General features: G+C 45.0%; 20 protein-coding genes. All 20 read left to right on the forward strand.

Features of this window, described 5'->3' with window-relative positions; translation table 11 throughout:
• Window positions 1–78 precede the first annotated feature (78 nt).
• Window positions 79–1,104: a polysaccharide deacetylase family protein gene (locus ACE1TF_RS02600; protein WP_375013977.1), complete on the forward strand. Its 1,026-nt coding sequence runs from the start codon at window positions 79–81 to the stop codon at window positions 1,102–1,104.
• Entirely contained in the window at window positions 1,083–2,321 is a 1,239-nt protein-coding gene (locus ACE1TF_RS02605) for a M16 family metallopeptidase (protein ID WP_375013979.1), read from the forward strand. Before ACE1TF_RS02600 ends, ACE1TF_RS02605 begins: the two co-directional genes overlap by 22 nt.
• 50 nt (window positions 2,322–2,371) lie before the next feature.
• Window positions 2,372–2,611 carry a YlmC/YmxH family sporulation protein gene (locus tag ACE1TF_RS02610; protein WP_042396830.1) on the forward strand — a complete coding sequence of 80 codons (240 nt, stop codon included), beginning with the start codon at window positions 2,372–2,374 and terminating at the stop codon, window positions 2,609–2,611.
• Between the two features lie 218 nt (window positions 2,612–2,829).
• Window positions 2,830–3,696, forward strand: coding sequence for a dipicolinate synthase subunit DpsA (locus ACE1TF_RS02615; RefSeq protein ID WP_042396828.1), 867 nt, complete (start codon window positions 2,830–2,832; stop codon window positions 3,694–3,696).
• Complete coding sequence (locus tag ACE1TF_RS02620; protein WP_042396825.1) at window positions 3,686–4,279, forward strand: dipicolinate synthase subunit B; 594 nt, start codon at window positions 3,686–3,688, stop codon at window positions 4,277–4,279. Before ACE1TF_RS02615 ends, ACE1TF_RS02620 begins: the two co-directional genes overlap by 11 nt.
• Before the next feature lie 151 nt (window positions 4,280–4,430).
• Window positions 4,431–5,498, forward strand: coding sequence for an aspartate-semialdehyde dehydrogenase (asd, locus tag ACE1TF_RS02625; RefSeq protein ID WP_042396823.1), 1,068 nt, complete (start codon window positions 4,431–4,433; stop codon window positions 5,496–5,498).
• Window positions 5,495–6,727 carry an aspartate kinase gene (gene dapG / locus ACE1TF_RS02630; RefSeq protein ID WP_375013982.1) on the forward strand — a complete coding sequence of 411 codons (1,233 nt, stop codon included), beginning with the start codon at window positions 5,495–5,497 and terminating at the stop codon, window positions 6,725–6,727. Before asd ends, dapG begins: the two co-directional genes overlap by 4 nt.
• 285 nt (window positions 6,728–7,012) lie before the next feature.
• Window positions 7,013–8,683 (forward strand): ribonuclease J, encoded by a 1,671-nt coding sequence (locus ACE1TF_RS02635; protein ID WP_375013984.1) that lies wholly within the window; start codon window positions 7,013–7,015, stop codon window positions 8,681–8,683.
• Window positions 8,684–8,794: 111 nt separating this feature from the next.
• Window positions 8,795–9,496 carry a ClpP family protease gene (locus ACE1TF_RS02640; RefSeq protein WP_042396820.1) on the forward strand — a complete coding sequence of 234 codons (702 nt, stop codon included), beginning with the start codon at window positions 8,795–8,797 and terminating at the stop codon, window positions 9,494–9,496.
• Window positions 9,493–9,711 carry a YlzJ-like family protein gene (locus ACE1TF_RS02645; RefSeq protein ID WP_042396818.1) on the forward strand — a complete coding sequence of 73 codons (219 nt, stop codon included), beginning with the start codon at window positions 9,493–9,495 and terminating at the stop codon, window positions 9,709–9,711. The genes ACE1TF_RS02640 and ACE1TF_RS02645 overlap by 4 nt, the downstream gene beginning before the upstream one ends.
• 136 nt (window positions 9,712–9,847) lie before the next feature.
• Window positions 9,848–12,139: an FtsK/SpoIIIE family DNA translocase gene (locus tag ACE1TF_RS02650; RefSeq protein WP_042396815.1), complete on the forward strand. Its 2,292-nt coding sequence runs from the start codon at window positions 9,848–9,850 to the stop codon at window positions 12,137–12,139.
• Between the two features lie 18 nt (window positions 12,140–12,157).
• Window positions 12,158–13,435, forward strand: coding sequence for an EF-P 5-aminopentanol modification-associated protein YfmF (gene yfmF, locus ACE1TF_RS02655; RefSeq protein ID WP_375013987.1), 1,278 nt, complete (start codon window positions 12,158–12,160; stop codon window positions 13,433–13,435).
• Complete coding sequence (yfmH, locus tag ACE1TF_RS02660; RefSeq protein WP_042396813.1) at window positions 13,432–14,718, forward strand: EF-P 5-aminopentanol modification-associated protein YfmH; 1,287 nt, start codon at window positions 13,432–13,434, stop codon at window positions 14,716–14,718. The genes yfmF and yfmH overlap by 4 nt, the downstream gene beginning before the upstream one ends.
• Window positions 14,715–15,437 (forward strand): elongation factor P 5-aminopentanone reductase, encoded by a 723-nt coding sequence (gene ymfI / locus ACE1TF_RS02665; RefSeq protein ID WP_375013990.1) that lies wholly within the window; start codon window positions 14,715–14,717, stop codon window positions 15,435–15,437. Before yfmH ends, ymfI begins: the two co-directional genes overlap by 4 nt.
• A 69-nt stretch (window positions 15,438–15,506) precedes the next feature.
• Window positions 15,507–15,755: a DUF3243 domain-containing protein gene (locus tag ACE1TF_RS02670; RefSeq protein WP_042396971.1), complete on the forward strand. Its 249-nt coding sequence runs from the start codon at window positions 15,507–15,509 to the stop codon at window positions 15,753–15,755.
• 155 nt (window positions 15,756–15,910) lie between these two features.
• Window positions 15,911–16,684 carry a DUF3388 domain-containing protein gene (locus tag ACE1TF_RS02675; protein ID WP_042396808.1) on the forward strand — a complete coding sequence of 258 codons (774 nt, stop codon included), beginning with the start codon at window positions 15,911–15,913 and terminating at the stop codon, window positions 16,682–16,684.
• Window positions 16,685–16,699: 15 nt separating this feature from the next.
• On the forward strand, window positions 16,700–17,590 hold the full coding sequence (locus ACE1TF_RS02680) for a helix-turn-helix domain-containing protein (RefSeq protein WP_375013992.1): 891 nt from the start codon (window positions 16,700–16,702) through the stop codon (window positions 17,588–17,590).
• A 163-nt stretch (window positions 17,591–17,753) separates the two neighbouring features.
• Window positions 17,754–18,329, forward strand: coding sequence for a CDP-diacylglycerol--glycerol-3-phosphate 3-phosphatidyltransferase (gene pgsA, locus ACE1TF_RS02685; protein WP_042396803.1), 576 nt, complete (start codon window positions 17,754–17,756; stop codon window positions 18,327–18,329).
• A gap of 30 nt (window positions 18,330–18,359) precedes the next feature.
• The gene (locus ACE1TF_RS02690; RefSeq protein ID WP_042396800.1) at window positions 18,360–19,601 is read left to right on the forward strand and encodes a competence/damage-inducible protein A; all 1,242 of its coding nucleotides are present in this window, start codon (window positions 18,360–18,362) and stop codon (window positions 19,599–19,601) included.
• Window positions 19,602–19,604: 3 nt separating this feature from the next.
• Window positions 19,605–21,212: a DEAD/DEAH box helicase gene (locus tag ACE1TF_RS02695; RefSeq protein ID WP_042396796.1), complete on the forward strand. Its 1,608-nt coding sequence runs from the start codon at window positions 19,605–19,607 to the stop codon at window positions 21,210–21,212.
• Window positions 21,213–22,628: the final 1,416 nt, after the last annotated feature.

The raw sequence follows: 22,628 nt of genomic DNA on the forward strand, positions 1-22,628 counted from the left end.
CGTTTAGCCGTTCTTTTGAAATGGTCTGTTCTTCTCGTCCAATTGTTGCATAAACTAGGACGAGGAGGTGGGTAGCAGATGATGTTTCGAACGAGATTCATCCAAATCGTCATCGGTGTCGCAATTATTCTTATCGGATTTACTGCTTGGCAAGTTCCTCATCTACCTGACGATACGGTTGAAACATGGAATGAAGAAGCAGAGTTGTTACAAACGACAGAAACTGACGAGCAAATACGATCGCGTATAGCTTCTGCGAAAGAGGAGCTGGACGAACCGCCCATTGATGCGGTCGTTGATCCAGTTTGGAAAGGCATCCCGGGTTTGAATGGGCGCCTAATCAATGAAGAAGCCTCGTTTAATAATATGGTGGAAGAAGGAAGATTTGCTGAGGAGTTGCTCGTTTTTGATGAAGCCGAGCCTGAAGTGATGATGAGTGATCTCGGCGCAGTGCCGTTCTATCGTGCAAACGATCAAAAGCCAATGGTCGCATTCATCATTAATGTTGCTTGGGGAAATGAGCATCTTCCTGATATGATAAACACACTGAACGAAAAGGATGTAACGGCTACTTTTTTTCTAGACGGGTCTTGGGTGAAAAGTCAACCTCGACTTGCACGAATGATTCAAGAAGAAGGTCATGAAATTGGCAATCATGCTTATAACCATCCTGACATGGCTACATTATCAGATGAAGAAATTCGTGACCAATTAGAAAGAACGAATAATATGATTTCTGTTACACTAGATGTAGAACCCGTCTGGTTCACACCACCTTCAGGAAGCTTCAATGATCGCGTGGTGGAAATTGCAAAGGACATGGATATGTATACGGCTTTATGGACCGTAGACACAATTGACTGGCAAAACCCGAGCACAGATGCTATGGTGGAGCGTGTCACGAGTAAAATTCATCCAGGCGCAACTGTGCTTATGCACCCAACAAAACCGACAAAAGAAGGAATGGAAGCAATGATTGATGGCATTCGAGCTGAAGGATTAGAAATTGCTCCAATTTCTGAAGTTTTGAGTGAACAAAGAGCACCTTTGCCCCGCACCGATGAAGTGGAGGAGGGGGAGCGTTGGTACAACGCATTCAATTAGCGAATGGGGTCCGACTTGTCGTCGAGCCTATGGAACATATTCATTCTGTTGCCATCGGTATTTGGGTTCACACCGGCTCAAGAACGGAACAGCCAAGCGAAAATGGGATTTCACACTTTGTTGAACATCTTATGTTTAAAGGAACAGAATCGATGAGCGCCGCACATATTGCAGCAGCTTTTGATCGTATTGGTGGTCATGTGAACGCATTCACTTCTAAAGAATACACGTGTTTTTATGCAAAAGTTATGAGTCGTCATGCGAAAGAAGCGGCGAGAATCTTGAGTGACATGTTTTTTCATTCATCGTTTAAAGATGAGGAGATTGAACGAGAACGCCAAGTGATTCTTGAAGAAATTCGCATGGTTGAAGATACGGCCGATGACGTCGTACATGACGATTTGGACCGCGCTGCATTTGGAGCGACGCCTCTTGGCCTTCCGATACTAGGTAGTGAGCAATCGATTCAATCGTTTGACAGAAACCAGCTTCGTCAGTTCGTCAAAGATCAATACCGACCTGAGCGGGTTGTTGTCTCAGTTGCAGGAAACATGGATTCATCGCTACTTGATCAGATTTGTGATGACTTTAGTCAGTTTGAAGAGAGTGATGCAAAACAAGACGCGCCCATACAACAAGAGATGGGTTTTGAACACCTCGTCCGGAAAAAGCCGGTTGAACAGGCCCACCTTTGCCTCGGACTTCCTGGTGTATCGCTTACGGACGAGCGGTTATATGCGATGGTCATTTACAACCATTTACTCGGCGGGGGTATGAGCAGTCGACTGTTCCAAGAAATTCGCGAGCAGCGGGCGTTGGCGTATTCGGTCTATTCTTATCATACTTCTTATCAAGATACAGGCATGCTTACGATCTATGCGGGCACAGCGACAGAACGCCTTGAAGAAACGTACGCAACAACGATGCGAATGATTGAGGAGCTGGCCAAGAGCCACTCAATTACAGAAGAAGATCTTGAAAGTGCAAAAGCGCATGTAATTGGCAGTACGCTTCTTGGATTAGAAAGTTCAAGTAGCCGCATGAACCGTAACGGTAGAAATGAAGTCGCACTTCAAGAACATCAAACATTGGAAGAACTTTCTCACCGCATTGAACGTGTACACCTTCCTGATGTTCATGAAATTGCTGAGCATATTCATGCTGATCGGCATGCGATGGCACTCATTAGCCCAGACGGAAAACTGCCTTACAACTAATGGTCTCAATGGTTGTTCTTCATCATATCCTTTATGAAGGAGGAGAGTGTATGAGGTTAAGTGAAATGAGCGCAAAAGAAATTGTCGATTATGAGCAAGGGGAGCGTCTCGGTGTTCCAGGAAGATTAGATGCGAGAATCGATGCATCAACAGGAGAAGTGCAGGCATTTTTGTTTCCGACCAACCGCTGGAGCCCTTTTCGAAAAAATGAAGACATGCTTGAGATTCATTGGCGCCATATCCATACGATTGGGGAGGACATGATTATCGTCAATCGCTCTGTACAATAACGGCTGGATACTCACAAAAGAAACATCCACATACTAGTCGCCTCGAGACGAACGGTCTCGGGGTTTTTTGTTGTCATTTCTTGTTTTGCATGAAAGCAAATCATACAAGAACGACGGGAACATTCAGAAGGGGCTTATCTACCAAGCGCGAACCCGTCACCGATGTGTGAAATGCTCATAATCTAACATAGTGCAACAATAAAGGAGGCGAGGTGCTCATGGTCGAAATCGCTGTGCTCGGAGGAGACCTGCGAACAATCTCCTTAATGAATACACTATCATCATACGCGAGTCGAATGTACACGGTCGGATTCAATCAAAAAGAAGTGGGCGTAAAGGCTTGTGAACGTACACTCGAAAACTTGCCGTACGAGCGGCTAAATGCGATCATTCTACCGGTCCAAGGTGTTGGAACAGACGGTACTGTTCCAACACTTCATGGAGACCCATTAAAACTGGAACGAAGTCATATAAAAAGAACAGGTGAGCAGTGTCTCTTTATTACAGGTGTGCTCACTCCATTCTTAAAAGCACATGTCCCCCGGAAGGTCATTAGTTGGATGTCAAGAGAAGATGTTGCGATTGCCAACTCTATACCGACGGCAGAAGGCTGTTTGCGATTAGCGATTGAGAACACAGCACATACGATTCATGGCGCCACCGTTTTTGTTTTAGGCTATGGACGTTGTGGGAAGACAATTGCTGATCTTTTCAGTGGCTCAGGGGCAAATATCATTGTATATACGAATGAAGATGAAGAGGGAGCAAGAGCAAAACAGCGTGGGTTCGTATGGCGCTCGTTTCTAAATATTACTGACGACGCTTATGAAGCAGATGTATGTATTAATACAGTCCCAAGTCGTGTGCTGACGCCTGAGGTTTTTCAGAAGATGAAATCGACGTGTTTCGTATTAGACATTAGCAGTGCGCCAGGGGCATTTGATCCAGACGTGGCAAAAGCGTTTCCGCAGACGATTTTAAATGTTCCGGGTATCCCGGGAAAAGTGGCTCCAAAAAGTGCCGGAGAAATACTCGGAAAAGCAACGATAAAGATATTTGAAAAGGAGTTTGGGCATGAAACTTAAAGGGAAAAGAATAGGGTTCGGTTTGACAGGCTCTCACTGTACGTTAGAAGAAGTCATTCCGCTTATTGAATCACTTATCCAAAAAGGTGCAGAAGTCGTTCCTTTCGTTAGTTGGACGGTACAATCAACCGATTCGAAATTTGGTAAGGCAGCTGATTGGATCGAGGCCATCGAGAAGGCGGCAGGTCATGAGGTTATTAACAGCATTGTCAAGGCAGAACCATACGGACCAAAGAAGCCGCTGGATTGCATGTTAATCTCACCAATGACCGGTAACTCATTAGCGAAGTTTGCGAATGCACTTACCGATTCGCCAGTGCTTATGGCAGCCAAAGCAACACTAAGAAATGGCTCACCCGTCGTTGCAGCCATCTCAACGAATGATGCGCTTGGCTTAAACGCCAAAAACCTGGCCACACTTTTGACGATGAAACAAGTATTTCTAGTCCCCTTTGGTCAGGACGATCCCATTAAAAAACCAACCTCGTTAGTAGCAAGAATGGAAGCAATCCCGTCAACGATTGAAGATGCGTTAGATGGTCGGCAATTCCAGCCTCTCTTAATTGATAAGTATAACGATTAGTCTATCATCTGAGTTGATTATTCTCACGCTCTCTTATATCGTTAGTAAGGTAGGTTATAAGACTCGGTTTTGTCCCGGCTCTTAAAAATTAAAAACTGCTGTATTAAACGCCGAGAATTGGCGAGTGAATATTTGAGGAGGAACTACACAAATGGCAAATCATCAAGGTTATCATGTAGCAATCGTTGGAGCAACAGGTGCAGTCGGACAGCAAATGTTAAAAACATTAGAAGAGAAGAATTTCCCGATTCGCTCTTTAAAGCTGTTATCATCTTCACGTTCCGCCGGCAAGAAAATTGTGTTTCAAGGGGAAGAGCACACGGTTGAAGAAGCGGCTCCAGAGCAATTTGAAGGCATCCAGATTGCCTTGTTCTCAGCAGGAGGTTCGATCTCTAAAGCGTTGGCGCCAGAAGCTGTCAAACGCGGAGCGATCGTTATTGACAATACGAGTGCATTTCGCATGGATGAGAATGTCCCACTCATTGTCCCTGAAGTGAACGAAGAAGACTTGCGCAACCACCAAGGCATCATTGCCAACCCAAATTGTTCAACCATTCAAATGGTTGTCGCTTTAGAGCCGTTAAAGAAAGCATTTGGTCTTAAAAAAGTGATTGTATCAACGTATCAAGCGGTTTCAGGAGCAGGGTTAGACGCTGTTCAGGAAATGCAATCACAGTCAAGACAATTGCTTGATGGCGAATCAATTGACCCGCAAGTTTTACCGGTATCTGGAGACAAAAAGCATTATCAAATTGCGTTTAATGCTGTCCCACAAATCGACCTTTTCCAAGAAAACGGATATACATTTGAAGAAATGAAAATGATCAATGAAACTAAGAAAATCATGCACGATGACCAGTTAGAAGTGGCAGCGACGTGTGTACGTTTGCCAGTTGAAACGGGTCATTCAGAATCTGTATACATCGAAACAGAAAAAAGCGGCATGAGCGTAAAAGACGTCCACGAAATCCTTGCAAAAGGAGCAGGTGTGACATTACAAGACGACCCAGCGACACAAACGTATCCGCTAGCCAGTCATTGTGTAGGGCTACCTGATGTATTCGTCGGTCGTGTTCGAAAAGACTTGGATAAAGAAAATGGCTTTCATATGTGGATTGTTTCTGACAACCTCATTAAAGGTGCTGCGTACAATTCGGTACAAATCGCTGAAAGCTTAGACCAATTAGGGTTGATTGTACCAGAGGAAGACGCCTCATGAACATCGTAGTTCAAAAGTTTGGAGGGACATCTGTTCACTCCGAAGAACGAAGAGAGGCAGCAGCGAGTCACGTTCAACAAGCGGTTGAGAAAGGGTACAAAGTCGTTGCTGTCGTCTCGGCCATGGGAAGAGAAAATGATCCGTATAGCACGGACACGTTACTCAGCCTGATTGGTGGCGTCAAAGCGCACGTCCCCGAAAGAGAACAAGATCTATTGCAATCGTGCGGAGAGATCATTTCATCGGTTGTATTCACCAATCTTTTGATTGGAAAAGGCGTAGCAGCCAGTGCACTTACTGGCAAGCAGGCAGGGTTTGTTACGAATGGATCGTTTGGGAATGCGCGAATTACAGAAATGAAAACCGATGCTTTACTTGAACGTTTGAAGCACGACGATGTCGTCGTTGTGGCAGGGTTTCAAGGGGAGAGCACCGATGGCGAACTGACGACGCTAGGTCGTGGGGGTAGTGATACGTCGGCCACAGCACTTGGCGCAGCCTTGAACGCTGAATTTGTAGATATTTTCACTGATGTGGACGGCATTATGACGGCTGATCCAAGAATTGTTGATGATGCACAACCGTTGAAGACACTCACGTATTCTGAAGTTAGCAACATGGCGTATCAAGGGGCAAAAGTCATTCACCCGCGGGCCGTTGAAATCGCGATGTATGCAAAAATTCCTCTGCGCATTCGCTCTTTGGAATCGGATTCGTTTGGTACGTTAATCACGATGTCAAGAGATCAGCTTCCTGGCAGTGACATTGAAGAGCGACTCGTGACGGGCATCACGTACGTGAAAGACCTTGCTCAAGTGACGGTAACGAAGAAGGAAGATGACCACGAAGCGGCTTCAACGATCTTCACGCATTTGGCTGAGCAAGGCATTAGTGTAGATTTTATTAACATCGGTCGCACTGAAATTGTGTTCACGGTTCCGATGCATAAACAAGAAGACGTTCAGCACGCGATTAAGAGCATTGGCTACCCAGTTATTCTAACTCCCCAATGTGCGAAGGTGTCCGCTGTAGGGGCGGGCATGACCGGTGTTCCCGGGGTCGTCTCCAAAATTACAAAAGCCCTTTTTCAAGAAGAAATCGAAATACTTCAGGCGACAGATTCTCATACAACCATTTGGGTACTCGTGAAAGAAAACTATATGCATCAAGCAGTTAATGCGTTGCATCAAATGTTCGATCTTGCGAATAAACAGACGCATAACGCCTAATCTAAAAATCGGCCCCCTCGTGAAGAGGGGGCCGATTTTTGTGCAGTGGTCACCTCGACGTCTCACGTCAACAAAAATGCATGAACATTAGGGTAATCTTCTTGTGATACTTGTCTTTGTACAAAAGAATAAGGTATACTACTACCAGTTCATTCGTTCGGTTGCAAGCCAATGGGCCGTCGGTTAACGTTCGTTGTTGATCGATGACCTTAGTAACGGTGTGAAATGTCGCTTTGACGGAAAAGCGAGTAGAGAAAATTTATATAATTGTGGGAGGAACAGATATTGTCTAAGCAAGAGACAACAAGTAAAGTACGTATTTTTGCCTTGGGCGGACTCGGGGAGACAGGCAAAAACATGTACGTCGTAGAAGTAGATGAAGAAATGGTCGTTCTTGATGCCGGCCAAATGATCCCTGAGGATGATATGTTAGGGATTGATGTCGTTATTCCAGACATCAGCTATCTCGTCCAAAACCGCGACCGAGTAAAAGCGGTCATTCTTTCTCATGGGCATGAAGACCATACAGGCGCCATTCCATATGTGATTAGTAAGTTACAAGCTCCTGTATATGGATCAAAGTTAACGATGGGCTTAGTCGAAGATGACTTGAAAATGAAGAACATCGAGAACAAAGTAAAACTGAAAGTCGTATCACCGGGTGGCAACATTAAAGCCGGAAAAATGAAAATTGAATTTTTCCGTGTCAACCATAGCATTCCTGATTGTCTTGGCGTGGCGATTCAGACGCCGCAAGGGTATGTGGTGTATACAGGAGATTTCAAAATTGATCAAACACCCCCAGACCGGAAATTCTCTGATGTCGGTCGCATGACAGACTACGGGAAAAAAGGCGTGCTTTGTCTGCTATCTGACAGCACGAATGCGGAAGTTCCAGGCACGACGCCATCAGAAAAGGAAACAGAAGCAGGCATTAAAGATGTATTCCGTGATGCACCCGGGCGTGTTATTGTAAGTACGTATGCATCGAATGTGTACCGCATTCAACAAGTCATTGATTCTGCAGCCGAGTCGAATCGCAAGCTCGCGATTGTTGGTGATTCGATGAAAAAAGTCATCGAGATTTCCCAGCGACTCAACTACTTACGTGTTCCGAAAGGGCTGATCATCTCTGTTGAAGAGATTAGCAAATACAACGGAGAAGATGTTGCTGTATTATGCTCAGGAACACAAGGGGAGCCGGTTTCTGCACTACACCGCATGGCGAAAGGAAGCGACCGACAGCTATCGATCTTACCGAAAGATACCGTCATTATTTCCGCAAGCCCATCGCCTGGCAATGAGAAATCCATTGGTCGGGTCGTCGATTACTTGTACAAATTAGGTGCTGAAGTCGTGCATTCTGATAAAAGGGTGAATGTATCTGGGCATGGTAGCCAAGAAGAGCTCATGTTTATGCTCAATCTCATGAAACCGCGTCACTTTGTCCCGATTCAAGGAGAGTTCCGCATGCAATTTGCTCACGCTGAACTCGCGCTAACGACTGGTGTGCATCGAGAGCGTATTCATATGCTAGATAACGGTGACGTGTTGCAACTTCAAGGGAAGAATGCGACAAAAGCATCCAAAGTTCCTGCTGGAAATGTCCTCATTGACGGTTTAGGTATTGGGGATGTTGGAAATATCGTTCTTCGTGACCGACGCCTATTATCAAAAGATGGCATTCTAGTCGTTGTCGTCACGTTAAACAAGAAAACGAATGCGTTCGTTTCAGGTCCAGACATCATTTCTCGAGGGTTTGTATATGTGAGAGAATCTGAAGAGCTGCTCGAAGAAGCAAAGAAGAAAGTGACCGACACGCTAAATGAATGCATGAGTGAAAATGTCAATGAATGGTCGTCACTGAAAAGCAACGTGCGTGAAGTACTCAGCCGCTTTTTATACGACAAAACAAAACGCAGGCCGATGATCTTGCCGATTATTATGGAAGTATAATCGTACCGTGCGCTTACAACCGATGTAAGCGCGCGGTTTTTTTAATATGGAGAACCTGGAAGGAATAAGTCTGTCCCACACTCGAATACTAGATGAAAAGGAGGCAATACAATGGCAGGAGAACAACCCCAAGAAAAAGAGAAAGGTTCAGATGTTGTCCAAAAGATTACATCCCTCGGGCAAACGAGTGTGCCAACGAGTGAGCAATCCGACATTCATTGCATTACGATTATTGGTCAAATTGAAGGGCACATGCAGTTGCCGCCGCAAAATAAAACGACCAAGTATGAACATATCATTCCTCAACTCGTCGCCGCAGAACAGAATTCAAAAATCAAAGGACTACTGCTCGTATTAAATACAGTTGGCGGTGATGTGGAAGCGGGCTTGGCAATTGCAGAAATGGTCGCAAGTATGAACAAACCGACCGTTACGCTCGTACTAGGTGGTGGCCATTCCATAGGTGTACCGGTTGCTGTCGCTGGGGACTACGCGTTTATTGCTGAAACAGCAACGATGACGATTCACCCCATCCGCCTTAACGGACTTGTCATTGGTGTGCCACAGACGTTTGAATACATGGAGAAGATGCAAGAGCGTGTCATTCAATTTGTCACCGGCCATTCCAACATTAAAACCGAGGTGTTTAAAGAATTGATGTTTGATAAAGGCAATTTAACGAGAGACATTGGAACGAACGTCGTCGGTCAAGATGCCGTTGATCACGGTTTAATTGATGAAGTCGGCGGGGTCGGTCCAGCTATAGAAAAGTTAAGAGAATTAATATCAAGGCAAGGGGAACTTTTGCAATGATTATTTACACACCGTTATCAATGGACGAGGTATTTCCACAAACAGAAGGAATTGACTGTCACTATGTAGAAACTGATAATGGCGTTGTTATGCTTGAGAAATCAGGTGACGGGCAATGGGTGGTTGGACGTTTATTAAGCACGGAACCCAATGACTTTTTACAACCGAAGTATCAGCCAGGAATGCCTTGGGATCTCAAAGATGATCAACAATGAGTTGTTCATCTTTTTTCATGAATCTCGGTCTTTTTCAGCGCTTTTTGTGAAGTTGTAGTGTGTTATAATGGTTCAGCTACCAACTTTACGTAATCGATGGATTTTTTATACAGGAAAACAAGGGGGGGAGGAGTAGATGGGGAAGAAAAAGAAAAAGAAAAAAAAGCAACAAGAGTGGACAACCCAGCTTAAATTTGAAATGGCTGGTTTAATTCTCCTTGCGATTGCACTGTTTACTTCTTTTCAATTTGATCCGCTCGGCATTATCATTATTCAGCTGTTTCGGTTTTTCGCAGGTGAGTGGTATCACTTTCTCACATTGTTGCTTTACATGTTTGCCTTCATGCTCATTTTTAAACGAGTGTTGCCGACAATGTGGTCTAGACGGTTTGCAGGCTTATACATTGCGATGTTTACAGTACTCTTATACAGCCATCTTGAACTATTTCAGAACTTACAAAGCGTTGGACCGTTCCAAAATGGTTCGGTGCTCATGAATACGCTGGAATTGTATCGCTTAGACTTGACCGGTCAAGCCGATGATCTTGGAGGGGGAATGGTTGGCGCTTTAGGGTATGCAGTCGGTACGTTTCTCGTAGATGTTGGTGGGACGTATGTCCTCGGAGCGGTACTTCTTGTCATTGCGTTTATTTTACTTAGTGGTAAATCGATTCGTGATGTGTATGACGCTGTATCAAAACGAGTACGCGTTTGGGGCGTGAAGGGATTGGATGCTTACAAGAATTCCCGCACGAAAGAAAATAAACCTCGAGCGCCGGCGACCGAAAAGAAAGAGAAGGTGTCGACCGCAACACCAACGCCACAAACACCTGCAGCCACGGAGGCAAGCACGAGTGAGCGACCGGTCATTCATAATTTCCAAGAGCAAGCGTATAAGGGAGAAGAGCGAAGTCAAAAGAAAAAAGGCAAGGAACCTGTTGTAGAAAAAGAAGAGACAGAAGATATTCAACCGCTTCTTACGAGTGAGAAATCAAACGAAGATTATCAGTTGCCTGGTCTTACATTGTTGCAGTCCCCTGTTCAAAATCACCAAACGAGTGATCGAAACCAAGTGTCTACGAATGCGAAAAAACTCGAAGACACGTTGAAAAGTTTTGGTGTGCAAGCTCAAGTGAACGAAGTTCACCTCGGTCCTGCTGTAACAAAATACGAGGTCCAACCAGCGGTAGGGGTTAAGGTGAGTAAAATCGTCAGTCTAACGGATGATATTGCACTTGCTCTAGCTGCGAAAGACATTCGAATTGAAGCGCCGATTCCTGGGAAATCAGCGGTAGGAATTGAAGTTCCTAACCAAGACGTTGCAATGGTTACCCTTCGGGAAGTACTAGAAACGTCGAAATCCAATGATGCTCATGTTCTTTCTGTTGCGCTCGGACGCGACATTTCAGGCGAGCCGATGACTGCTGAGCTTAATAAAATGCCTCACCTGCTCGTCGCAGGGGCAACAGGAAGCGGGAAAAGCGTTTGTATAAATGGAATTGTGACGAGCATTCTCATGCGGGCAAAGCCTCATGAAGTAAAGCTTATGATGATTGACCCGAAAATGGTGGAATTAAATGTGTACAACGGCATTCCGCACTTGCTTACACCTGTCGTAACCGAGCCGAAAAAAGCCGCACAAGCATTGAAGAAAGTGGTTTCTGAAATGGAGCGACGCTACGATTTGTTCTCCCATAGTGGGAGCAGAAATATTGAAGGGTATAATGCGATGATCCGGAAGCAAAATGAGAAAGAGGACGATGATAAGCCGTTGCTCCCGTACATTGTTGTCATTGTAGATGAGCTTGCCGATTTAATGATGGTCGCTTCAAGCGATGTTGAAGATGCAATTACGCGACTTGCGCAAATGGCTAGAGCCGCCGGCATTCATATGATTATTGCAACACAACGACCTTCTGTAGATGTAATTACAGGAGTAATTAAAGCAAACATCCCTTCACGTATCGCTTTTGGGGTTTCTAGTCAGACCGATTCACGTACGATATTGGATGCGTCTGGTGCTGAGAAATTATTAGGGCGAGGGGACATGTTATTTTTACCCGTCGGTGCAAATAAATCGACCCGAATTCAAGGGGCGTTTATTTCTGATGAAGAAGTTGAAGATATCGTTTCTCACGTTGTTGCCCAACAAAAAGCGCAATATGAAGAAGAGATGACGCCAGATGAGGTCGTTGAAACTCATAAAGAGCCTGAAGACGATCTGTATTATGATGCGATAGACCTTGTGATGCAAATGGACTCTGCATCGGTTTCCATGCTGCAACGACGCTTTCGGATCGGTTATACACGTGCAGCCAGACTCGTAGATGAAATGGAAGCACAAGGCATAGTCGGTCCATACGAAGGCAAGAAACCCCGCGAGGTGCTAAAACGAAATGAACCAGACGATTTAACGGACGCTAAGTAAAGGAAAAGGTGATGACTCATGGTCGAACAATTTAACGTTGGCAGCTTACATGTACATTGGCAGCCGAGTGATAAATATAAAACGACAACGTTTGTGCTTCAAATGAAAGCCCCATTAGAGGACGAAAAAACATCAGCAGCACGAGCGTTGCTTACCCAAGTATTGCAAGCTGGAACGAAAAAGTACCCTTCCCGAAGAGAAATCCGCAAGCACTTGGATGGGCTTTACGGGGCAAGTTTTGGTGCCGACGTCGGCAAAAAGGGCGAACAACACTTTGTTACGTTTTTTGCTGAAGTCGTTCACGAGCAATATTTGCAAAGTGAAAACGAACCGCTAGCTAAAGAGATGTTGCGATTTTTTCTCTCGGTATTGTTTGAACCTGCCGAAAACGATGATGGCGCGTTTCTAGACAGCATTATTAAAGAAGAAAAACAAGCGCTCATCAGTCGGGTGAAAAGCATTGCTGATGATAAAATCCGCTACGCGAACCAACGCCTCGTTGAAGAGATGTGCAAAGAAGAACGGTATGGCATTCCGCCATATGGTACAGCAACACACATTGAAGACGTAGACGAACGAGCGCTCCAAGACGCCTACACAGACTTGCTAAAAACAAATGCTTTTGATCTATTCATTACAGGACCTGGAGAGCGTGAAGAAATTGAATCTGTTCTGAATGAGTATGCGACACAGTTTACGAGCAAGTCAGTGACGAGTGAAACAAAAATGCAAAAAGCACCTGAGGAGACACGAGAAGTCGTGGACCATGAAGATGTGCAACAAGCGAAATTGCACATGGGGTTTCGGGTACCGTTTCAAGCGAGCGATAACGAATATGCAGCCGTCCTCGTTACGAACGGGATTTTCGGGGCATTTCCTCATTCCAAACTGTTCGTTAACGTTCGTGAAAAAGAGAGCCTTGCCTATTACGCCGCTTCACGGTATGAGCCATACAAAGGTCTAGTTTTTGCGATGGCAGGTATTGCTTCTGATAAATACGAACGGGCAGTGACGATCATTAAAGAGCAGTTACAGGAACTCAAAAACGGTAATTTTACCGATGAAGAGTTGCAAACGACTCAGTACATGCTTTCGAACCAAATTCTTGAACAAGTGGATTCGGCGAGAGGGTCGATTGATCTCTTGTACCAGAATGTACTCACGAACAAACACCGCTCGGTTGAAGACCGTGTGAAAGAAATTCAAAGCGTATCACGAGAAGATGTGACGCGAATTGCATCAGAAATCACACTCGATACGGTGTATCTGTTAACAGGCAAGGAGGATTCACAATGAAAAAACAACAATACGACCAGCTCGGTGAAACCCTTTATTATGAGACGCTTGATAACGGACTAAAAGTGTACGTACTCCCCCGTCATGAAAACAATAAAACGTTTGCGATTTTCACAACGGATTACGGTTCAATTGATGACCACTTCAGTCCTTTAGGGCAAAAAGAAGCCATTCGTGTACCTGATGGCATCGCGCACTTTCTTGAGCACAAGTTGTTTGAAGATGAAGATGGCGACGTCTTCGATACATTTTCGAAACGGGGCGCCCAAACGAACGCGTTTACGAGTTTCACACGAACGGCCTATTTGTTTTCAAGTACGAGTGATGTGCATAACAACGTGGAGACGCTAATTGACTTTGTGCAGAAGCCGTATTTTACGGAAGAATCGGTTGAAAAAGAGCAAGGCATTATTGAACAAGAGATTCGTATGTACGATGATGACGCCGACTGGCGGTTGTTCTTTGGCCTCATTGCGAGTCTTTACAAAAACAACACCGTGCGTGTAGACATTGCTGGAACAGTGTCATCCATTCATGAGATTACGAAAGATATGTTGTATACGTGTTACGAAACGTTTTACCACCCGTCAAACATGGTGCTGTTCGTGACAGGCCCTGTTGATCCCGAAGAAATGGGTGCGCTTGTGCGCGATAACCAAGCAGCGAAATCGTTCAAAGACGTTGAAGAGATCAGCCGAGTATATGGTGACGAGCCCGATGAAAGTAATCAAAAGGAAGATGTTTTGCACATGAATGTGCAAACGCCGAAAGTATTGCTCGGATATAAAGAGGGTGGCGATGCGTATCCACTTGACGGGCTGACGTATGAACTCGCTGTACAAATGCTTCTAGACGTCATGTTCGGTAGCGGGTCACAAGCGTACGAGAAGCTATACCGAGAAGGACTCATTGACGGTTCTTTCTCTACGGATTTCACGATGGAACGATCCTTTGGCTTCTCTGCAATTGGAGGAGACTCAAAAGACCCTGACCGTCTCGTTGAAGTGCTTCGCGACACGATCCGCACGTACAAGCAAAAAGTCTTAAACGAAGAAGAGATCGAAGTAGCGAAAAAGCGAAAAATCGGTTCGTTTTTAAAGCAACTAAACAGCTCTGAATTTATTGCGACACAATTTACGAGGTATGAAATGAACGGTGACGCGCTGTTTGATGTCGTTCCTAAGCTTGAAAAGCTAACGATCGGTGATTTAGAAAAAGTGTTGCAGCGTCATTTTGCAGAAGACCATAGTTCAGTAATGAAAGTGCTCCCCCACTCTTCATGAGGCGTACGTTAATTACTGGAGCCACAGGCGGTATCGGTAGAGCAGTGGCAAAGGAGCGGGCAGGGGAATACACTCACCTGTATCTTCATTATTATCAAAACAAAAGTGCTGCGCTGGACATTCAAGAAGAGTGCCGTAAATTAGGTAGCGAGGTTACGCTCGTTCAAGCAGATTTTGGTCTATCGACCGGTGCTAACGATTGTTTCGAACAACTTGACGCTCACATTGACGACATCATTTTTGCGAGCGGAACGGCCTTTTACGGTCTCTTGGATGACCATGCCGATGAAGAAGTTGACCGGCTTATGAATGAGCACCTCGGTTCTCCTGTTCGATTAATCAAGCGGATTTTGCCGCAAATGATCGCGCAAAAAGCGGGGAGAATTGTACTTGTTGCCTCGATTTGGGGAGAAGTGGGTGCATCTTTTGAAACGGTTTATTCCGCAGCCAAAGGTGGCCAGATTGCATTTGTAAAAGCACTTGCAAAAGAAGTAGCACCTTCGCACATTACGGTCAATGCAGTCTCTCCTGGGGTCATTCAAACCACACAAATGGAAGGGTTTAGCCAGGAAGAATTGAGACAACTGTCTGAGGAAATTCCAGCGGGTCGTTTTGGATACGTACATGAAGTCGCGCATGCTTGCAATTATTTGCTTTCCGAAGAAGCGGCATATGTAAATGGTCACGTACTTTCCATCAACGGAGCTTGGAGCGGATAAAGTATGTATGAAATGTTGCCGCTTGCCTCAAACTACAACCGTAGTGAATTAGTAGAGGAGGGAGCAACAGTGTCCGTTCTAGAAAACTGGGAGCATTGGAAATCATTTTTAGGCGATCGTCTTGAATCTGCTGAAGATGATGGATTAAGCCATGACGTGGTCTCTGATGTCGCTTTTGAAGTTGGCGATTATTTGGCAAAAGAAGTTGAGCCACAAAACGAACAGGAACGCGTGCTTAAAGACATGTGGAATGTCGCGGATGAACAAGAACAACATGCGATTGCAAACATGATGGTTAAACTCGTTCAAAGAGATTAGATGGGAGCTACGCACCTTCTTCGGTCAGACCGAACGAGGTGCGTTTTTCTTGCTGTCCAACCATATTCTTACATACTACTACCCAAATGCTCGAAAATAACGTAAAATGAGAGATAATGCTAAGTATAGAAATGCTGAAGGAGGCGAGGGAATTGATGGAAAAGAAAGAATGGTATTTTGAATATCAAATCCATCAAAACCGCCCAGGTTTGCTTGGAGATATCTCCTCGTTACTCGGAATGCTGTCCATTAATATTGTGACAATTAACGGAGTGGAGAACAATCGTCGTGGAATGCTCATACGCAGTGCAAAGGATGATAACATCACACGGCTTCGAGATATCTTGCAAACGATGGAAAGCATCACACTGATGAAAATTCGACAGCCGAGGTTGCGGGATCGTCTGGCGGTCATGCACGGTCGCTACATTGAACGCGATGCCGATGATAAGAAAACGTATCGGTTTGTTCGTGATGAACTGGGCTTGCTCGTAGACTTCATGGCTGAATTGTTTAAAGAAGAGCGTCATTATTTGGTCGGCATTCGCGGCATGCCTCGTGTTGGAAAAACCGAATCGATTGTGGCTGCTAGTGTGTGTGCGAACAAACATTGGTCCTTTATCTCATCCACTTTGCTCCGTCAAACCGTGCGATCGACCATTCCTGAAGACGAACTTGGCGATGATCTCGTTTATATCATTGATGGAATTGTTACGACGATGCGTGCCAACGAAAAGCATCGCACACTTGTTGACAAGATTATGAGCATGCCAAGTGTGAAAGTTGTGGAACATCCAGACATATTTGTACGAGAAACAGCCTATACATTACAAGATTTTGATTGTATTATTGAGTTGCGAAATAATGAGGATGAAAAGATTACGTATGAAATGGTGGAGTCAGGTTTTTCTTCATTTGATATTAGCTAGGTGGTAGGTGGGAGTATGACAGAGTTAGGCCAATTTCTAAAAGAAAAAAGAGAAGAGTTTGGTTGGGATTTAGAAGAGGTACAAGCGCGCACAAAGATTCAAAAGCGTTATTTGCAAGCGATTGAAGAGGGGAATTATAGTGATTTGCCAGGCGCATTTTATGCTCGGGCATTCATTAAGAGCTATTCTGAAGTTCTCGGTTTGGAACCAGATCAAGTGTTTCAACAATTTGAATCAGACTTACCTAAACCAAAACAAGAAGCGGTCGATCTGCCGTCAAGAACTGAACATACACGTGCCAAGCGCACGAGTGAAAGAGAAAAGAAATCGAGCATTTTACCTGCGATACTGATCGGTTTGTTTTTAGTCGTTCTCGTTGCTGGAATTTGGGCAATATCCGTATGGCCATCGGCGAGTGATGATGAGGAAGAAAATGGAGATTCAGATGAACAGATGGCAATTGTAGATACTCCACAGGATGAAGAGGACGATGAAGACGTCGAAGGTACAGACGAGGACGAGGGCACTGATGAAGAAAATGGTGCTGATGAAAATGGCGATACGGAGCCTTCGACCAATGAAGACGACGAAGAAACTTCTTCAGCAAGCCTTGAATTTGTCGAAGTGACCGATAATAATCAATCCATCTTTACTGTGACTGGAGATACAATCGAGATTGATCTTGAATTTGATGGAGAAAGTTATATTGACTTTCGTACTGAGCGCTTCGGTGACCCAATTGAAGCCGGTGGGGTGCTGAGCAGCGATGAATCATTTGAATTCGATGAAGATGCGATCACGATTAACGTCGGCAATATTTTTGGTGTGAACATTACGGTGAACGGCGAGGAATTAGAATACCCGGTTGATGTGCACCATCATTATATTACGATTGAACGAGAATAAAATGAAGTCTTTAGAAACAGACACGGATTGTGCCGGGAATCGTGCGCAATCCGTGTCCTCTTTTATTTATTTGCCCGTTTCTTCGGTAAATAAGTACATCCTCTGTTTTTAGTTTTTGTTCGTTTCTGTTAAAATAATATAGGGTTGAAAGGAGGGCGCGGATGTGAACTTGCCGAATCAGATTACAATTGCCCGAATATGTTTTATTCCCGTCTTTATGATTGTTTTTCTCTATCCATTTCAATGGGGCTCGGTTTCTCTTTTCGGTACAGAAGTCCCCGTGCACCATCTTGTTGCTGCCCTGATTTATGCATTTGCGGCTTTGACCGACTGGGTAGATGGTTACATTGCTAGAAGCAGGAATTTGGTGAGTAACTTCGGGAAGTTTCTCGATCCACTTGCTGACAAATTGCTCGTGACGGCAGCGTTGCTTTCATTAATCGAACTGGATTTATTACCGGCATGGATGGCGGTCATTATTTTAACGAGAGAATTTGCTGTAACGGGCATGCGTCTCGTAGCAGCAGCAGATGGCACGGTCATCGCTGCGAGTTCACTTGGGAAGTGGAAAACGGTATTTCAAATGGTTGCGATCTTTTTCCTAATGGTACATAACGCACCGTTTGAATCAATTGGCATTCCGTTCGCTGATTTTCTCATGTGGATGGCAGTCTTATTAACCATTGTGTCGGGAATCGATTACTTTTGGAAGAACAAACATGTATTTAAAGATGCATAAAACAGGTGTCTGAAGATTGGAGGAGGTCTGGTGAACGCTGAAATCATTGCCGTAGGTACAGAGCTGCTACTCGGACAAATTGCGAACACGAATGGTCAATTTGTTTCAAAGCAGCTCGCTTCTCTTGGGGTCAATGTATACAAACATACCGTTGTCGGTGACAATAAACGGCGAATACAGTCGTCGATTGAGGAAGCGAGACAGCATCACGACTTAATTATTTTCTCTGGTGGTCTCGGACCAACCGAAGACGATTTGACAAGAGAAGCACTGTCAGAGTACTTGCAAGTGCCACTCATCTATGACCCTAGTGCTCTCCAGCATGTTGAAAGCTTTTTTACGAGCCGAGGCAAAGAGACGTCAGAAGCGAACCGAAAGCAAGCGCTTGTGCTTGATGGATCACACGTCTTTTTCAATCATGCAGGGCTTGCAGCAGGCTGTGCGTTGGAACATGACGGAACACTGTATGTGTTGTTACCGGGGCCGCCTCAAGAATTAAAAACGATGGTCAAACGGGAGTTGGAACCGTTCTTAGCAGAACGAAATCATGCAGGTGCGTTTTTTCGTTCACGGGTGTTACGATTTTTCGGTATCGGCGAATCGGCACTTGAAGAAACGTTGAAAGACCTGATCCACGAACAAACGAACCCAACGATCGCTCCTCTTGCGGGGCAAGATGAAGTGACGCTTCGCCTCACAATTACGGAAACCGATGAAGACCGGGCGACCGACCGCTTAAACAAAACAAAAAATAAGATTTTGGAACGCGTCGGTGAGTATTTATACGGTTACAATGAGGATAGTTTGTTCTCAAAATCTGTGGAATACTTAAAGGAAAAGAACTGGTCAGTCGCTACCGCAGAGAGCATGACTGGTGGGGGCTTGATGCAACAACTTACAGAAATTGCCGGTGCATCTTCCGTGACAGCTGGTGGTATGGTCACTTACAGCAATGAGATGAAAATCAAGCATCTCGGCGTTAATGCTGATCTGCTCGATGAACACGGCGCTGTTAGTGAAGCATGCGCAAAGCAAATGGCAGAAGGAATTCGCGATCGGTATGAGAGTGCAGTAGGCATATCGATTACCGGTGTTGCTGGACCAGACACATTAGAAAATAAAGCAGTAGGTACGCTTTACATTGGCATTGCTTTACCAAATCAAACCACTGTATATAAACGAAAGCTTACAGGCAACCGCGAAACGATTCGACGAAGAGCTGCCAAAGAGGCATGCAGTTGTCTATTGCTAGAAAAGAAAAAAGGTGATTAGTGAATGAACGTATTTGAACACGAAGCCATTAAGCCAGAATTAAAACAAGCCATTAAGCAGATGGGGTTTGAAGAACCTTCTCCAATCCAAGAAAAGGCGATTCCTATCGTCTTAGACGGGAATGACGTTGTTGGTCAAGCACAGACAGGAACTGGAAAAACAGCCGCATTTGGCATTCCACTCTTAAATAAAATTACGGCTAGTTCGGACGTGCAAGCGATTGTACTTACGCCAACACGGGAATTAGCCATTCAAGTTGCCGGTGAGCTGCAGAAATTATCTGCGAATATGAAGCTGACAACATTACCGATTTATGGTGGGCAATCAATTGGTCACCAAATCAAAGCATTGAAGCGCGGTGTCCAAGTCGTGATCGGAACGCCTGGGCGTATTCAAGACCATTTGCGTAGAAAGACACTTCGCTTGGACCGTGTCGAAACGTTTGTCCTTGATGAAGCAGATGAAATGTTGGACATGGGTTTTATTGATGATATCGAGTCCATCCTCAAACAAACGAACAAAGAGCGACAAACACTCCTGTTTTCAGCGACGATGCCGGGTCCGATTCGCAAGTTGTCACGTCGCTACATGGAAAAGCCAGAGACGGTGTCGATTAGTCGCAGTGATGTGACCGCCCCATCGATCGAACAGCTTTATTTTAAAGTGTTAGAACGCAACAAATTGGAATCACTATGCCGGGTAATTGATCGTTACAACCCAGAGCTTGCCATCATTTTCTCTCGTACGAAAAAAGGCGTCGCTGAGCTTACAGAGTCATTGCAAGCACGTGGATATTTTGCAGATGGTTTGCACGGGGATCTCACGCAATCACAGCGAGATGCTGTCATGAAGAAATTTAGAGATAGTTCAATTGAGTTTCTCATTGCGACAGACGTTGCGGCCAGAGGAATTGATGTCGATAACGTCACTCACGTCATTAACTATGACATCCCTCAAGACCCTGAATCATATGTGCACCGCATCGGTCGTACCGGTCGTGCAGGTAAAAAAGGGCAAGCGCTCACGCTCGTTACGCCACGCGAAATGAAGCACCTGCGCTCAATTGAGAAAGAAATCAAGATGCAAATTCCAACCCGCGATATTCCGACCATTGAAGAAGTGGTTGAAAAGCAACAAGACGCGTGGAAAACACAAATTACAAATGTGATTCAGACGAGTGAAGAGACGTCCATTTTTGATGACCTTACCGAGGAGCTACTAAAAGACTTCGATCAAAAAGACGTTATTCAAGCGTTACTAAAGATGAACTACCAGACGGAAAACAACCTGTCTGAAGAAGGGTATAGCTTCGGTGAAACCGGTGGTGCAAAAGGAATGGTACGCTTTTTCATTAACGTCGGTCGCAACGTGAATATGACGCCAAAAATTCTCGTTGAAGAAGTAGCAAACGCCGTTGGCATTCCAGGTAAATCAATTGGAAAGATCGACATCTTTGAGAATTTCACCTTTGTTGAAGTGCCTGAGAGCGTTGCACCTTTCGTTTATGAAGGCCTTCGTCATTCGAGATTGAACGGAGCAAGAGTGAACTTGGAGCCTGCGAAACCGCGTCCAAAACGAGATTCTCGCAAACCGAGTCCCGCTCGTTCCTAATCGTAAGAAAAGTTCCGATAAGCGCTTGTCATTCGTCCGAGGAGGACTTGTGGCGAGCGTTTTTTGGATGTGCTAACGTTCGGATATTTAGTACGACTAAACATAAACTTAAAAACTCCAACAAATCCTATGATTAAGATCGCTATTGGCCGGCGAACGCTAACAGAGTGACTGTTGAAGCTCATCTCAACTCACGTTGTCCGGCAATGTGAGTGAGAGTTGCAGGCAAAATAGAAAGCGTTTCTCGAAGGGAAGCATCGCATAGCCGATGGCCACCACCTGGCGTAAGGAATGTGATGACGTGTCACTTATGTGACAATCCAGCCCTCAATCCGGGCACTTTCGGCTCTCGACGGTCACATATATCGCAATTTGTGACCGCCCGCTCCGTTTATGTGCCGATCCACGTTTAAAATGATGATTTTTCTTTCCCAAGTGTCACATTAATAAATATTTGGGACATTTGGACTTCATTCCAGACACTGTAACCAGTAGGCAAAAACGTGAACCGTGTCGCCCTTATGCTCTGGAGTGCATAGAAAACAAGGTGGGCGCACTTTGGCCACCGATGTTGCACTTGTAGTCTGGACTGCATAGAAAACACGGTGGTCGATCTTTGGTGCTGCACCGTTGTTGCCCTTATCGTCTGGACTGTCAAGTAGACACAGCGAGCACAAGCGGAGCGCAGTGAGAGGTGATGTCGTATTTATGCTCTGGATTACAAGCAGCCGCCTGCAGTGGAGAGCAACAATAGTGCAAACTGGAAAAACGTGAAGTACATTCCATATAAATTCTAGGCTAGGGGTTGTTTTAGAATTTTGTACTACACGAGAATGAAGAAGGTTTTGGAAGCAGACGGTCGTTCATTTACTGTAAAGCGCTCGATCTGCTTCCATAAATGCCTGTTTGGAAGCAGATGTCTATGGATTGGAACCAAAACGAGACCAAAACGAGCATAATAGCTGATTCTGTTTCCATTACAAGCCCTTTGGAAGCAAAAAACGTTTTCTGCTTTCTCCAACGCCTATGGAGAATTTCAACCGGTTGGTCGAAATCGAGGACCAACAACGCAAATAAGGGAAATGTAAAGTTGAACGCATCGCGCATTTTCTGAAACCGTGTCAGCGCTGCTGCGAAGTCTTGACGAACCGCAGACGTCTTATGCTAATCTATACGTTCAGAAATTCCATGAACCTTATGGTCGAGATTGCACCCGGTCTTCGTTCCATACACTTGTCATAGGAAAGTCGGGGGACATTACGGTCAAACGCCAACATAGAAGAGGAGAAGGCTAATCACGGTCTCTCTGACTCTTTTATGTGTTTATCCGCCCCTCAAACAGGACACTGTAAGGTGCCAACTGTCTCATAGACTTCTCTTAGAAATTATTCAGGTTTAGAATGATGAATTTCGCAC

Origin of the sequence: Geomicrobium sp. JSM 1781026 (assembly GCF_041949955.1) — a bacterium.
In the GTDB taxonomy this organism is placed as follows: Bacteria; Bacillota; Bacilli; order Bacillales; family Marinococcaceae; genus Geomicrobium_A.